Below are 13,621 nucleotides of genomic sequence, written 5' to 3' on the forward strand. Positions count from 1 at the left end.
GTGCATCGTCAAGACAATGGAGAAGCCGCATGCCGGCGAGTAGGTCGAATTTGCTGATCCGGGTACTGTTTTGCGGGCTCATGATCCTCGCAGCCAGCGGCTGCGCATCGCATACGATGATCGCGCCCAGCGCGCCCGACGAAAGCGCGCTCGCGCCGGCCGAGCAGGCACTGGCCAAGGCGCGCGCCGCCGATGCCGACGAGTTCGCCCCGCGGACGGTGGATGCCGCCCGCCGGCGCATCGCGGTTGCCCGCGATATTCTGTTCGGCGCCGCCCGCGCCGATCGCGCACTCACCGATAAGGAGCGCGCCCGGGTCGAGGCGCTGGTCGAGGCCGCCGAGCTCGATGCCCGGGCCGCGCTGGCCCAGACCCAGGCCACGGCGGTACAGACCAAACTCGCCCAACTGCAGGCCGAACTCGATGGCCAGGCCGGTTCGGCCACGGAGACCGCGCCATGAAAAATACCTGGTTGATTGCGCTCGGCCTGGTCCCGGTACTGGCCGGCTGTTCGGTGTTCGAATCCAACGTGGTTCCGCCCAGCCCGGCGTTGACCGGGGTCAATGCCCAGAACGCGGCCTGGCAGAGCCAGATTCAGCGCGTCCAGGACGGCGACGCGCGTTTTGCGCCGCTCGAAGACGCGCGCGCCGCACTCGCCGAAGCTGAAGCTCAGCCGCAGGTCGCGGATTATGCGGCCGACGAACTCGCGGGCGCACGCAGGGCCTTCGAGCAGGCCGAACAGGGCTGGCAGGCGTTGGCCGGCAAGCGACGCCCGGCCAGCGATGCGCTAGGCGAGGTGGCCGAACAGGCGCACCGGGCCCAACGTTTGGCCGAGATCGCCCGCTATACCGCCATTCGCGAGATCAATCTGGAAACGCTGATCGCCGTCAACGACAAGCTCAAGGCGCGCGCCGCCGAGCAGCCTACGCCTGCACCGGCTAGCGCTTCAGGCAGTGGTGCGCGCGATGTGCGGCCTGTCGCCAAGGCCGATCAGGCACTGGTTGGCCAGCAGGTGGTACCGGATCGTTTCGGCGGCGTGTCGTTCGAAACCGGCACCGCGCGCATGAAAACCGAATCCCAGGTCGTAGTGCGTCAGCTCGCCGAATTGCTCAAGGCACATCCGACCGTAGGCGTGGCGATTTTTGGTCATACCGACAGCGTCGGCCCGTCGCCGGAATCCATCGACCGCTTCGTGGCCGCCAATCCGGGCCTGGAAAAACAGGCGCCTACCCGCGAAGACAAGGTGCGTGCGTTCAACCTCGCGCTCTCGGCGGCGCGGGCCCGGGCGGTGGCACAGCAACTGGTGGAAAACGGTATCCCGGCACGCCGGATCGGCGCGCGCGGCTTTGGCGATACGCGCCCGGTGGCCTCCAACGATACCGCCGAAGGCCGGCGGGCCAATCGCCGTATCGAGGCGGTAATCGTGCCCGGGCCTGACAGCCCGCAAGCCCAGCGCGCCCGCGCCGGCTCTTAATTCAATCCGGCACTCAAACAGCTGACCTGGTCAGCTGTGTTCAATGGCTTCGCCGCCGCTGAGTAGGATGGGCACGGGCTGCGTGCCCGCGCGTGCATAGCCTAGTGCAGGCTGCGGATCACGCCCACGGCGATACCTTCCACCGCCAGCGATTCGCGCTCGGTATCGACCACGATATCGTCGTAGTCGGGGTTTTCGGCCTGAAGCCGCGCGCGCCGACCGTCACGGGCAAAACGCTTGACCGTGACCTCGTCGTCCACCCGGAACACCGCGACCTGACCGGTCTGTACTTCGCTGGCACGGGCAACGGCCAGCAGGTCGCCATCGAAAATGCCGATGCCGGTCATGCTGTCGCCGCTGACCCGCAGCAGATAGTCGGGCGTGCGCGAAAACAGTGTGGCATCGACCTGGCAATGGCGTTCCACGTGTTCGACGGCCAGCAGCGGCGCGCCTGCGGCCACGCGCCCGATCACCGCAAGATTGAGCGCATGGCTTGATGCGATCGTATCGGGTTCGGGCGTGTCCTCCGCCGCGGTCAGCCGAATGCCGCGGCTCAGGCGTGCATTGAGTTCGATAAAGCCCTTGCGCTCGAGCGTGCGCAAGTGCGCCTGCGCCGCGTTGGCCGAAGCAAAACCCAGGGCTTCGGCGATTTCGGCGCGGGTGGGTGGCGTATGCCGTTCTTCGATCGTATCCCGGATGAAGGCATACACCCGGCGCTGCTTCTCGGTAAGCTCGTTCATCGTGTAAGGATATCCAGTTGTAGCGCGCCCACGCAACGAATTCGTTGGGATGGCCCCATTTGACGCGCTGCAACACGGGCGTTATCGTATATACATGCTGCAACGCAGCAAACGAAAAGAACCTATTTGTGAGAGGGCCAACCATGAAGATTCAGGAAATCGTTTCGGATGTGCGTAATCGCGTCGGTACCGTCGGGCGCAACTACCAGGATGCCTTCAAGGCCTATTTCGATGCCCAGCGCAAGGCTGTGGGTGTCGTGACCAAGAATGGACAGACCTTGGCGAACACGGAAATCGGCGCGGCCAAGAATATCTTTGCCGCTGCCCGTTCGAGCTTCGACAAGGCGCGCACCGATGGCGTTCGCAAGGTGGCCAACAACCCGCAGGCCTATGTGCCCAACGGCCGCGACCAGATCGTGTCGGCCTACAAGGACACCATCGACCTGCTGGTACAGACCACCAACGAACTCACCAGCGTTGTGACCAGCGGTTACAAGACGGTGATTGCCAAGCTCTCCGGCGAAACGCCGAAGAAGACCGCGACCACGCGCAAGCGTACGGCCTCCAGCGCTGGCGAGACGACCAAGCGCGCTACGAGCAGCAGCCGTGCCAAGACCAGCGCGAGCAAGACGACGGCCGCCAAGCGCAAGACCGCGTCCACGCGCAAGAGCACGGCCAGCGCCTCGACCGCGAAGTCGAGCACTGCGACCACGCGCAAGCGGAGCACCGCCAAGAAGGCGAGCGCGCCGGCGCCGTCGAACAGCGCCGAGGCCACGCCCGGCAGCAGTGACAGCAGCGCCTCGTAAGCCAACGCTGGCTATCGAGCGCTCGCAAGGCGCAACGAAAAAGCCCGGCTTCGGCCGGGCTTTTTTGTGTCTGCTATAGCACGGCGTCGCCCGGAGCCGGGCGCTCAATCGAACAAGGGCTTGCGTGATGACCCAGGAAACTGAGTTGGCTGCGCTCAAGAAGAATATCGTTCGCAAATGAACGCGAAGAAACGCAAATGAGGCCAACAAGCGGATAGGCCGAAGGGCGTGTCATGAGCGCTTCAAGCCTTATGCGCAGTTTGTACGTTCACAAGAAGGTTCTTGATTACATATAAAGTTCAGCAGGCAGCGTGAAGACTCGCGCCCGGGCCTTGGAGTGCGCTGTCTTTCGCCTTATTCGCGTGCCTTCGCGTTCATTGGCGGACAACCTGCTTTCTTGAGCAGAGAAGGCTTACGCGGCGGGCACGTCCTTGTGGTGCTCGCTGATCGCGTAGGCGCAGTGATTGTGGATTGATGAGAAGTCGGCTGATTCAGCGACGCCAGAGCAGGGTTCCCGCGGCTTGACCGCGGGATGCGATCGCTGATGTCAGCCGGACTTCGAATCGAACGAAGGCTCAGCTGGCGGGCCGATCCTTATCGTGTTCGATCATGGCGTAGGCCGAATGGTTGTGGATCGATGAGGAGTCGGCATTCTCGGCAACTTGAGCAGGGTTCCCGCCGCTTGTCGGCGGGCTGCGCTTGCCGATGTATGCCGGACTTCGAATCGGACGAAGGCTCAGGCGGCTGGCTGATCCTTATCGTGTTCGATCATCGCGTAGGCCGAATGGTTATGGATCGATTCGAAGTTCTCCGACTCCACCACGTAGTAGCGAAAACGCGGATCGTCATTCAGGCACTGGGCGATATCGCGGACTACGTCCTCGACGAATTTCGGGTTTTCGTAGGCGCGCTCGGTGACCGCCTTTTCATCAACGCGCTTGAGAATGCCGTACAGCTCGGAAGAGGCCTGGGCCTCGGCGATATCGACGAGTTCTTCCAGCCAGAAGAAGTCGGTTGCGCGCACGCGAATGGTAATCAGAGACCGCTGGTTGTGGGCGCCGTAGTCGGAGATGTCCTTGGAGCAGGGGCATAGCGTAGTGACCGGCACCTTCACCTCGACATACAACTCGGTGCGATCACCGCGCTGATCGCCGATGAAGGCGACGTTGTAGTCCATGACGCCTTTTTCCCGTGTCACCGGCGCGTACTTGTCGATGAAGTAGGGAAAGCGCATCTCGATATGGCCGTTATCGGCCTCGAGACGCTCGGTCATTTCGCCGAGCATGGCACGAAACGATTCCACCGTGATCTGATGCTCGTGTGCATTGAGAATCTGCACGAAGCGCGACATGTGGGTGCCCTTGAAGTGATGGGGCAGGTTCACGTACATGCCGAAGGTGGCCACCGTGCTTTGATGGCCGCCGACCCGTTGCTCGATCGACACGGGATGGCGGATATCGCAGATGCCCACTTTGTTGATCGCCAGATGGCGCGGGTCGGCGCGCCCCTGAACGTCTTCGATCCCGGCGCTGGTGCGCTCGCGCGAAGTCGAGGCAGTGCTGTTGCTGGCGCCCTGCGCCTTGGCCACGGTACTCATCGTGTTGCGATTCCAGTCAGGCGAATCGGCCGCCCTGCCGATCCAAAGCGCGCCATCTTAGCGCGCGGGCGATCAGCCGACAAAGCGACCGGTATCGATGATGGGGCCGATTCGCCCGGGTGCAAGCTTCGGAAGCGCTGCCCAGCCTGCGGCGAGATTGCGCAGAGCTTCCCTAGCCCGGCGGCCAGGAAAATTCGCGCCCGCCGAGAATATGCACGTGCAGATGAAATACGCTCTGGCCGACGGCCTCGCCGTTGTTGACCACCAGCCGGAAGGCCTCGCCGTAGCCTTCGTCGCGCGCGACCTGACGGGCAGTCAGCAAAAGATGGCCGAGTAGCGCCTGATCGTCGTCTTGCGCATTGACGAGCATGTCGATCGGCTTTTTCGGGATGACCAGGATATGCATCGGCGCCTGGGCGTTGATGTCCCGAAAGGCCAGGCACTGGTCGTCTTCGTAGACGATATCCGCGTCGATCTCGCGATTGATGATCTTGGAGAAGATGGTGTCGCTCATGCGTTGATCCTTTTTTCGGTGAGCGGTCTTGTGTGCACGCATTGTGTCAGAAGCGCTCACGCAATTCGCAATAGTGGCGCGAAGCCCCCGCATGGGTTTACCGTCAGCGATGCGAACAGCGTCGGGGCCGGCGCTACCGAGGAAGATATCCAGACCAGGACAAAGCAATAATGAACTATCTCGTGACTGGCGCGACCGGTTTCATCGGTCGTTTTCTTGTCGAAAAACTGCTCGCCCGGCGCAACGCGACGGTATATGTGCTGATGCGTAGAGCCAGTGCCGATCGCTACGAAGGGCTGTGCGAGCGCCTGGGGGTGAGTGAGGATCGCCTGATCCCGGTCTGGGGCGATATCACCCGGCGCGGGATCATCGACCGCGAGGCGCTCGAGCATTTGTCGGGCCACATCGATCATGTCTTTCATCTGGCCGCGGTCTACGACATGAACATGACCGATGAGCAGGCCGACAAGGTCAACAACGAGGGCACGGCCAATATCGTGGCACTCGCCGGGGCACTGGCCAACGAGTCGGGCAGCAAGCCCTGTTTTCATCATGTGTCGTCGGTGGCGGTGGCCGGCGCCGATTACGAGGGCGTATTCACCGACCAGATGTTCGACGAGGGCCAGCAGGTACGCCATCCCTATTATCGAACCAAGTTTCAGTCCGAGGCGATCGTACGCGAGCATTGTAAGGTGCCGTGGCGCGTCTATCGGCCGGGGATGGTGGTGGGCCATTCCGAAACCGGCGAAATGGACAAGATCGACGGTCCGTATTATTTCTTCAAGCCGATCAAGCGCATCCGCGACAACGTGCCGAAATGGCTGCCGCTACTCGGCATCGAGGGCGGACAGATGCCGGTGGCCCCGGTCGACTATGTGGTCGATGCGATGGTGCATATCGCCCACAAGAAGAACCTCGACGGTCAGGCCTTCTTTCTGATCCAGGACGAGCCGCCGACCGCCGGCGAGATGCTGCGTATCTTCATGCGCGCCGCGCATGGCCCGGATATCGTGCGCCGGCTGCCCACCCATGAATGGCCGGCCAATATCGAGCAGCAGCTCAAGCGTCTGGCCGGCAATATTCCGAAAGCGGAATGGCTGGAAAAGCGTATTTCCAAACGTATCGGCGTGCCGCTGTCGATTCTCGGCTATGTGAACAATCGCGCCATATTCGAGGACGTCAACACCCAGGCCGCGCTCAAGGGCAGCGGCATTCATTGCCCGCGCCTGGAAGACTATGCCGAGACGCTATGGCAGTACTGGGAAATGCATATGGACTGCGATGTCCATGTGCCGGAAAAACTGCTGCGGCGTATGCAGGGCAAGGTGGTGGTCATTACCGGCGCCTCCAGTGGCATCGGTTTCATGACATCGAAAAAGCTGGCCCGGGCCGGGGCCACGATCTGCATGATCGCGCGTACCCCCGACAAGCTCGAAGAAACGCGGGCCATCGTCGACAAGATGGGCACAGGCAAGGCGTTTGCCTATCCCTGTGATCTGAGCGACATGGAAGCGATCGACGAATGCACCAAGAAGATCCTCGTCGATCATCACCATGTCGATATTCTGGTCAATAATGCCGGGCATTCGATCCGCCGCGGCGTGTTCGAGTCGCTCAATCGTTTTCACGATTACGAGCGCACCATGCAGCTCAATTACTTCGGCGCGATCCGGATGATATTCAACTTCCTGCCGGCGATGGCCAAACGCCGCACCGGACATATCATCAATATCTCGAGTATCGGCTGTCTGACCAACGTGCCGCGGTTCTCGGCCTATGTGGCCTCCAAATCCGCGCTGGATGCGTTTTCACGCTGCCTGTCACCGGAGGTGGCGTCGCGCAATATCGATCTGACCACCATCTACATGCCGCTGGTGCGCACGCCCATGATCGCGCCCACCAAGCTCTACGATTACGTGCCCACGCTCACCCCCGAGCAGGCGGGCGACATGATCGTGTCCGCGATTCTGGAAAAACCCAAGCGGATTGCCTCGCCGCTGGGCACCACCGCACAGATCAGCTATGCGCTCTGGCCCAAGGTCAACGACTTCGTGCTGCACAAGGCATTCCACATGTTCCCGTCGTCGAAGGCAGCCCGTGGCGGGCGCTCGGCCGAGGCCGAAAAGCCCAATATCCCGGGGCGCGTGCTGGCCGCTTTGTTGCCGGGCCCGTACTGGTAGACGCCGGCCAGGCCCGGGCATGAAAAAAGCCGCCCTCGGGCGGCTTTTTTCGTGAACCCGTGTTGGTACGCGGGGTCAGTCGTCGTCGCCGTTGTGGCGCAGGTCACGACGTTCGGACACGGCCTTGGCCAGCTCGGCGAGCAGGGTGTCGGTGTCGTCCCAGTGCAGGCAGGCATCGGTGATCGAAACGCCGTATTCGGGCTCGACCCCGGGTACGAGCTTCTGGTTGCCTTCCTTGAGATGGGATTCGATCATCACGCCGAAGATGGCACGGCTGCCGGCCGCGATCTGGCCGGCCACGTCGTCGCCGACTTCCAGCTGTTTCTTGTGTTGCTTGCGGCTGTTGGCATGCGAAAAATCGATCATCAGCCGGCCGGACAGCTGGGCCTGTTCGAGCAGGGCCACCGCGCCGGCGACCGAATCGGCATCGTAGTTGGGCCCGTTCGCGCCGCCACGCAGGATGATATGCGTATCGCGATTGCCTTCGGTGGCAAAGATCGCGGACTGGCCTTCCTTGGTCAGCGACAGGAAGTGATGCGGATGATGGGCGGCACCCACTGCGTCCACCGCAATCTTGATGGAACCGCCGGTGCCGTTCTTGAAACCGACCGGGCAGGACAGCCCCGAGGCCAGCTCTCGATGGCCCTGGCTTTCGGTAGTGCGGGCGCCGATCGCGCCCCAGGCCACCAGATCGGCCAGATACTGCGGCGAAATCAGATCAAGAAACTCGACGCCGGCAGGAATGCCCTGATCGGCGAGCTTGAGCAGCAGTTCGCGTGCCAGGCGGATGCCCTTGTTGATCTTGAACGAATCATCCATGTCCGGGTCGTTGATCAGACCCTTCCAGCCCACCGTCGTACGCGGCTTTTCGAAATATACGCGCATGATGATGAGCAGATCGTCGGCATAGCGATCGCGCGCATCCGCGAGTTTCTTGGCATATTCGAGTGCGGCATCCACGTCGTGGATCGAACAGGGGCCGACCACGACCAGCAGGCGATCGTCCTCGCCATGCAGAATCTTCTGAATGGCCGTGCGGGTATTGAATACCGTCTCGGAAGCGGCTTCGCTGACCGGCAGCTCCTCGAGCAGCGCCTGCGATGAAATCAATTCCTGAATGCCCTTGATACGGAGATTGTCGGTTTCGTGCATGGTGATTCGGGCGAAAGCGGCCGGCGACGACCGTATAAAAAATGAGCGGCGAGTCTAGCAGACGTACCGTGATTTCAGGCATGTCGCGCGTATACCGATAGTGACCCGGTGTTCGCGCCGGTCAATCGCGGCGTCCGTATGCCCTGGCATCGCGTAACGGGCACAACGGCGTCGCCTGTTATAGCGCACGCCCTGCAGGCGTTTGAAAGGAAAGTAATCGATGACTATCACGCGTATCGGCCTGGCCGTTTTGGTAATCGCGCTCATTGCCGCCTGGTTCGTGCTCAATCCCGGGCAATATCTGGGCGGTGCCTGTAGCGATCAGGTATTCAGCCTGGCCTGTTTCGAAAGCCAGCGCGCCGCGCTCGGTGAATTGGCAGCGGCGCACGGGCTGCTGTTCGCGGCCGGTTTCTTTCTGGTCTATGTGGCCGTCACCGCGATTTCGTTGCCGGGTGCGGCGGTCATGACCCTGATCGGCGGCGCGCTGTTCGGTCTGGCCGAAGGCACGCTGCTGGTGTCGTTCGCCTCGGCGATCGGCGCCACGCTGGCGTTTTTGATTGCCCGTTTCGTACTGCGCGAAAGCGTGCAGAAACGCTTCGGGTCACGCCTGAAAGCGCTCAATCGCGGCGTCGAGCGCGACGGTGCCTTCTATCTGTTCGCCTTGCGGCTGGTGCCGGTATTTCCGTTTTTCGTGATCAACCTGGCCATGGGGCTCACCCCCATTCGCACGCGCACTTTCTACTGGGTCAGCCAGCTCGGCATGCTGCCCGGCACGCTCGTCTACGTGAATGCGGGCACCCAGCTCGGGCAGGTCGAGTCCTTGTCGGGCGTGCTCTCGCCCGGGTTGATCGCTTCGTTCGTATTGCTGGGGCTGTTTCCGCTGATCGCGCGCAAGACGCTGGATTTCCTTGCCGCCCGCAAGGCGCTGGCCGGCTACGACAAGCCCCGGCATTTCGATCGGAACCTGATCGTGATCGGCGCCGGCTCGGCGGGGCTGGTGGCCTCGCTCATCGCGGCCACGGTCAAGGCCCGGGTTACGCTCATCGAAAAGAACGAAATGGGCGGCGACTGCCTGAATACCGGCTGCGTGCCGTCGAAAGCGCTTATTCGCACGGCCAGGCTCATGCACGAAATTCGGCATAGCCAGCGCTATGGGATTCGTTCGGCGAGCGTGAATTTTCATTTTCAGAATGTCATGGCGCGGGTGAAGTCCGTCGTGGCAACCATGGCACCGCACGATTCGGTCGAGCGCTACGAATCGCTGGGCGTGGACTGTATTCAGGCCGGCGCGCGTCTGGTCGACCCGTGGACCGTCGAAACCGACGACGGCAACCGCCTGACCGCACGCCATATCGTGCTCGCCACCGGCGCGGTACCGTTCGTGCCGGCCATCGACGGACTGGCCGATATCGACTATCTCACCTCGGATAATCTCTGGGATCTTAACGAACTGCCCGAACGGTTGGCGGTGATGGGCGCGGGGCCCATTGGCTGTGAAATGGCCCAGGCCTTCGCACGGCTCGGCAGCCAGGTCAAGCTCATCGAGCAGGGCGCGCGCATCCTCTCGGTCGAGGATGACGACATCAGCGCACAGATGCGTGACTTACTCATCGAAGAAGGCGTGACCGTGCGAACCGGGGTTCAGGTGACGGCGGCCGCCCGCACCAATCGCGAGACCGTACTGACCTGCAAGATGGGCGAACGCAAGATCGAGATCGGCTGCGATCGGGTACTGGTGGCGGTCGGCCGACGCGCGCGGACCCAGGGCATGGGGTTCGAAGAGCTGGGTCTGGTCAAGGACGGGCGTATCGCGGTGGATGAATATCTGCAGACCGCGCTGCCCAGCATCTATGCCTGTGGCGACGCCATCGGTGGTTATCAGCTCACCCATGCGGCCTCCCATGAAGCCTGGCATGCCACGGTCAACGCGTTGTTCGGCACGTTCAAGCGCTTTGCGGTGGATTACTCGAAGCTGCCCTGGTGTACGTTCACCGATCCGCAGGTCGCCCACGTCGGCCATAACGAAAACAGTGCCCGGGCGGCGTCTATCGAATACGAAGTCACCCGCTACGATCTGGCCGAACTCGATCGCGCGATTGCCGAATCGGCGCGCAACGGCGTGGTCAAGGTGCTCACCGTGCCAGGCAAGGACACCATCCTGGGCGCGACCATCGTCGGCGAGGCGGCCGGCGAACTGATCATCGAATTCGTGACCGCGATGAAGCACGGCATCGGCCTGAACAAGATGCTGGCGACCATTCACCCCTACCCGACGCTGGCCGAGGCCAATCGTTTTGCTGCCAGTGAATGGAAAAAAGCCCATGCGCCGGCGTGGGCCTTTCCCTGGCTGGCGCGGTTTCATGCCTGGCGACGTTGACAAAATTGGCCGCAGGGCCACTCGGTGTTTGCCCCTGAGAGCGTTGTAGCGCAGACGTAGTCGATCGCCCTTGAGGGCAAGATCGCGCCCGCGGCCCGGACCGAGACATCGGTCATACTGGGGCGATGTTTATCGCTTTGCTCACACTCGCCGCGCTGGCCACCGCCGCGCTATCGGGTATGGCCGGCATGGGCGGCGGGGCGATTCTGATCGCCGTGCTGTTCGCGCTGGGGATGCCGCCCGCACTGGCGCTGCCTCTGCATGCCGGCGTACAGCTGGCTTCGAATGCCTCGCGCAGCGTCGTTTATGGCCGTTATGTGCGCTGGCCCGCGCTGGGACTGTTCATGCTCACCGCGCTGCCGGGCCCGTTTATCGTCGCGCCATGGGTCGTCGATGCCAATCCGGACTGGATTCGCCTGATCATGGCCGTATTCGTGGCGCTGGCGGTGTGGCCGAGCTGGGCAGCGCGCTTGAAGATTCATGGCCGTACAGGCCTGCTCGTTGCCGGCGCGATCGCGGGTATTGTCGGGCCCGTGGTCGGGGCCACGGGTATTCTCGTCGCGCCATTCTTTCTGCGTGACGACTGGCGCAAGGAGCAGGTCATCGCGACCATGGCCGTCGCCCAGGCCTGTGGCCATCTACTCAAGATCGGCGCGTTTTCGCTCAACGGGTTCAATGTGTTCGCCCGTCTGGAACTGCTGGTGCCGATGGCGGTGGCCGCGCTGCTCGGCACGCTGCTGGGCCGATGGCTCAACGGCCGGTTCTCGGAAGCCGGCTTTCGCGGGCTCATTCGCGTGATCATGCTGGTGCTCGCGCTCAAGCTGGGCTGGGACGGCCTGGCCGGGCTGTTTGCCGGTTAGACTGACCCCGCGGTCGTTATGGCCGCGGCTGATACGACGACAAGGGAGGTACGCATGAGCCTGATGGATGCGCAGGATATCGAAGCCGTCATTCGCCGCAATGTGGGCGCGCCGGGCCAGCCCGCGTTTCGGGTGCTGGCGGTCGAGCCAGCCCATGTGGATGTCTGCCTGCCATTCGATACGGGCATGACCCGCCTGGGCGATACGATTTCCGGACCCGTGCTCATGACCGCGGCGGATGCCGCCATGTATGCCGCCATCATCGCCCACGTGCCGGACGGCGAATATGCCGTGACCAGCCATTTTCATATCGACTTTCTGCGTCGGCCGAAAGCCGCCGACGTGCTGGCCCGGGCTCATTTGCTGCGCGTGGGCCGGCGCTCGGTGACCTGTCGGGTCGAATTGTTCTCGCAGGACTTCGACACGCTCGTCGCCCATGTCAGCGGCGGCTATGCACGCATGGGTACGGCCACCAGCGGAACCGGTTGACGACCGGCTACCAGCGATCGATCGCGGCGCGGGCAGCGCCGTTAGCCGGGCGTGCGATCAGCCCGCTCTGGGTCAGGGCGATATCGTAGGCCGCGCCGTCGGCCATGGGCAGATAGGTCGCACTGCCATAGCGTGCGTCGACCAGTCGGGCCCAGTCCGGCATACGCCGGGCCAGCGCAAACGCGTTGACGCCCGGCTCGGTCTCATCGAGTGCGATCACGCTGCGCGGCCGGTTTTGCTCGTCGTCGATATCGCGATAGCGCCCGCTCAGACGTTCCAGTCGGAATAGCGCGTCAAAGCCCAGCAGATTGGCCCAGGCGCGCCATTTGAGTACTCGTGCATCGAGCTGGAATTCGTCGCCGGCAAGTTCGAACACGCGCGGCGTGGCGTTGCCGCGGGTTAGCGTCGCCTGGAAACGTTGATCGGCCACCGCTTGTAAATGTAGCTGGGCGACCGGTTGCTCATAGCTCAGACGCTGGTAGGTATGCAGATTGAGCAACAACGCGCCCATGAGTACGGCAATCGCCAGGCACAGGCCGCCGCCCATGCCCGAGCGAGATGCTGCGCCCACGCGTCGTTGGCGAAGCCGCGCGCTGCAACGCCCAAGCTGGATCACGCCCAGCGCGGCGAGCAGGGCCAGCAGGCAATAGACAACCGTTATCGTGGGCGCTTGCGGCATGGCCGAGTCCGGGGCGGGCGTACGCGGTGATTTCGCTTCACCGGACGTTGCGCGAATGCAAACCGCTCGGCAAATGAACGTGACCTGCGTCGGCGGTGTTCAACCTGCCGTCTTGTGCGCAAATCAACGCAAAGGCCGCAAATCAGGCGAAAATACAAATAGTACAAGGGGCACCAGATCAGTGCTGAGAGCCCTTTGCCGGAGCGCTCGCACAATCCAAAAACCGACGCGCATTGGCGTGTATTCGCGTTCATTCGCGCACAGGACCTGTCTTAAGAAACGACACAAAAAAAGCCGGCCTGACGACAGGCCGGCTTTTCGGATGCGCCGTGCGGTGCTTACTAGCGCGACTTGACCACGCGATAGAGCCACAGCAGCAGAATCGCACCCAGAATGGCGATCACGAAACTGCCCAGGTTGAAACCCGATACCGTGCCCATGCCGAGCGCGGTCGAGATGAAGCCGCCGAGTACGGCACCGAGAATGCCGATGACAATGGTCACGATGATGCCGCCCGGGTCCTTGCCCGGCATCAGTAGTTTGGCGACGGCGCCGGCGATCAGGCCGAAGATGATCCAGGCGATAATGCCCATGGTTTGATCCTTTGCATTGGAGAACAGCCCGCACTGTGCGCGTGACCTGGCGGCCGCACAAGCGGGGAATTCTACGTCTTGCGTCGGTAGCGATCCTTTGCGCGCCGGCCCTTGGCGGCCCAGGCTGTGTGAAAACGCTCCCACCGGCTAAACTTCTCTCAGG

13 protein-coding genes are annotated in these 13,621 nt (G+C 62.6%); 7 read left to right on the forward strand and 6 right to left on the reverse strand.

Translation table 11 applies throughout. From position 1 onward, the window contains the following. The first annotated feature begins 29 nt into the window (after positions 1–29). Together T5B8_RS15465 and T5B8_RS15470 are read left to right on the forward strand one after the other, a co-directional pair. Positions 30–458 (forward strand): hypothetical protein, encoded by a 429-nt coding sequence (locus T5B8_RS15465; RefSeq protein ID WP_353180173.1) that lies wholly within the window; start codon positions 30–32, stop codon positions 456–458. After that, positions 455–1,471: an OmpA family protein gene (locus T5B8_RS15470; RefSeq protein ID WP_353180175.1), complete on the forward strand. Its 1,017-nt coding sequence runs from the start codon at positions 455–457 to the stop codon at positions 1,469–1,471. Before T5B8_RS15465 ends, T5B8_RS15470 begins: the two co-directional genes overlap by 4 nt. A 101-nt stretch (positions 1,472–1,572) precedes the next feature. Here T5B8_RS15470 and lexA read toward each other — a convergent pair whose 3' ends face one another. Beyond that, positions 1,573–2,211: a transcriptional repressor LexA gene (gene lexA / locus T5B8_RS15475; RefSeq protein ID WP_353180176.1), complete on the reverse strand. Its 639-nt coding sequence runs from the start codon at positions 2,209–2,211 to the stop codon at positions 1,573–1,575. A 143-nt stretch (positions 2,212–2,354) separates the two neighbouring features. Here lexA and T5B8_RS15480 point away from each other — a divergent pair, with 143 nt between their 5' ends. After that, positions 2,355–3,017 (forward strand): hypothetical protein, encoded by a 663-nt coding sequence (locus tag T5B8_RS15480; RefSeq protein WP_353180178.1) that lies wholly within the window; start codon positions 2,355–2,357, stop codon positions 3,015–3,017. 736 nt (positions 3,018–3,753) lie between these two features. Here the strand turns inward: T5B8_RS15480 and folE2 are convergent. Both folE2 and T5B8_RS15490 read right to left on the reverse strand, forming a co-directional pair. Beyond that, positions 3,754–4,614: a GTP cyclohydrolase FolE2 gene (gene folE2, locus T5B8_RS15485; RefSeq protein ID WP_353180180.1), complete on the reverse strand. Its 861-nt coding sequence runs from the start codon at positions 4,612–4,614 to the stop codon at positions 3,754–3,756. A 172-nt stretch (positions 4,615–4,786) separates the two neighbouring features. Continuing rightward, positions 4,787–5,128, reverse strand: a complete 342-nt coding sequence (locus tag T5B8_RS15490) for a histidine triad nucleotide-binding protein (RefSeq protein WP_353180182.1) — start codon at positions 5,126–5,128, stop codon at positions 4,787–4,789. Between the two features lie 170 nt (positions 5,129–5,298). Here T5B8_RS15490 and T5B8_RS15495 point away from each other — a divergent pair, with 170 nt between their 5' ends. After that, positions 5,299–7,308, forward strand: a complete 2,010-nt coding sequence (locus T5B8_RS15495) for an SDR family oxidoreductase (RefSeq protein ID WP_353180184.1) — start codon at positions 5,299–5,301, stop codon at positions 7,306–7,308. Positions 7,309–7,383: 75 nt separating this feature from the next. Here T5B8_RS15495 and T5B8_RS15500 read toward each other — a convergent pair whose 3' ends face one another. Further along, positions 7,384–8,460 carry a 3-deoxy-7-phosphoheptulonate synthase gene (locus tag T5B8_RS15500; protein ID WP_353180186.1) on the reverse strand — a complete coding sequence of 359 codons (1,077 nt, stop codon included), beginning with the start codon at positions 8,458–8,460 and terminating at the stop codon, positions 7,384–7,386. Positions 8,461–8,680: 220 nt separating this feature from the next. On the opposite strand from T5B8_RS15500, the gene T5B8_RS15505 reads away from it, so the two are divergent. The 3 genes from T5B8_RS15505 (at position 8,681) to T5B8_RS15515 (ending at position 12,186) form a co-directional block, all read left to right on the forward strand. Then, entirely contained in the window at positions 8,681–10,837 is a 2,157-nt protein-coding gene (locus T5B8_RS15505) for a dihydrolipoyl dehydrogenase family protein (protein WP_353180188.1), read from the forward strand. 125 nt (positions 10,838–10,962) lie between these two features. Further along, the gene (locus T5B8_RS15510) at positions 10,963–11,697 is read left to right on the forward strand and encodes a sulfite exporter TauE/SafE family protein (protein WP_353180189.1); all 735 of its coding nucleotides are present in this window, start codon (positions 10,963–10,965) and stop codon (positions 11,695–11,697) included. 54 nt (positions 11,698–11,751) lie between these two features. Then, positions 11,752–12,186, forward strand: coding sequence for a PaaI family thioesterase (locus T5B8_RS15515; protein WP_353180191.1), 435 nt, complete (start codon positions 11,752–11,754; stop codon positions 12,184–12,186). Between the two features lie 7 nt (positions 12,187–12,193). Here the strand turns inward: T5B8_RS15515 and T5B8_RS15520 are convergent, their stop codons facing one another. Both T5B8_RS15520 and T5B8_RS15525 read right to left on the reverse strand, forming a co-directional pair. After that, entirely contained in the window at positions 12,194–12,865 is a 672-nt protein-coding gene (locus T5B8_RS15520; protein WP_353180193.1) for a hypothetical protein, read from the reverse strand. Between the two features lie 341 nt (positions 12,866–13,206). Next, positions 13,207–13,458, reverse strand: a complete 252-nt coding sequence (locus T5B8_RS15525) for a GlsB/YeaQ/YmgE family stress response membrane protein (RefSeq protein WP_353180195.1) — start codon at positions 13,456–13,458, stop codon at positions 13,207–13,209. Positions 13,459–13,621 lie beyond the last annotated feature (163 nt).

It is taken from the genome of Salinisphaera sp. T5B8 (genome assembly GCF_040361255.1).
Taxonomy (GTDB): Bacteria; Pseudomonadota; Gammaproteobacteria; order Nevskiales; family Salinisphaeraceae; genus Salinisphaera.

Excerpts from the sequence above, each read along its gene's own strand:
- T5B8_RS15465 (WP_353180173.1), top strand. The coding sequence starts at position 30 with ATGCCGGCGAGTAGGTCGAATTTGCTGATCCGGGTACTGTTTTGCGGG.
- T5B8_RS15470 (WP_353180175.1), top strand. The coding sequence starts at position 455 with ATGAAAAATACCTGGTTGATTGCGCTCGGCCTGGTCCCGGTACTGGCC.
- lexA (WP_353180176.1), bottom strand. The coding sequence starts at position 2,211 with ATGAACGAGCTTACCGAGAAGCAGCGCCGGGTGTATGCCTTCATCCGG.
- T5B8_RS15480 (WP_353180178.1), top strand. The coding sequence starts at position 2,355 with ATGAAGATTCAGGAAATCGTTTCGGATGTGCGTAATCGCGTCGGTACC.
- folE2 (WP_353180180.1), bottom strand. The coding sequence starts at position 4,614 with ATGAGTACCGTGGCCAAGGCGCAGGGCGCCAGCAACAGCACTGCCTCG.
- T5B8_RS15490 (WP_353180182.1), bottom strand. The coding sequence starts at position 5,128 with ATGAGCGACACCATCTTCTCCAAGATCATCAATCGCGAGATCGACGCG.
- T5B8_RS15495 (WP_353180184.1), top strand. The coding sequence starts at position 5,299 with ATGAACTATCTCGTGACTGGCGCGACCGGTTTCATCGGTCGTTTTCTT.
- T5B8_RS15500 (WP_353180186.1), bottom strand. The coding sequence starts at position 8,460 with ATGCACGAAACCGACAATCTCCGTATCAAGGGCATTCAGGAATTGATT.
- T5B8_RS15505 (WP_353180188.1), top strand. The coding sequence starts at position 8,681 with ATGACTATCACGCGTATCGGCCTGGCCGTTTTGGTAATCGCGCTCATT.
- T5B8_RS15510 (WP_353180189.1), top strand. The coding sequence starts at position 10,963 with ATGTTTATCGCTTTGCTCACACTCGCCGCGCTGGCCACCGCCGCGCTA.
- T5B8_RS15515 (WP_353180191.1), top strand. The coding sequence starts at position 11,752 with ATGAGCCTGATGGATGCGCAGGATATCGAAGCCGTCATTCGCCGCAAT.
- T5B8_RS15520 (WP_353180193.1), bottom strand. The coding sequence starts at position 12,865 with ATGCCGCAAGCGCCCACGATAACGGTTGTCTATTGCCTGCTGGCCCTG.
- T5B8_RS15525 (WP_353180195.1), bottom strand. The coding sequence starts at position 13,458 with ATGGGCATTATCGCCTGGATCATCTTCGGCCTGATCGCCGGCGCCGTC.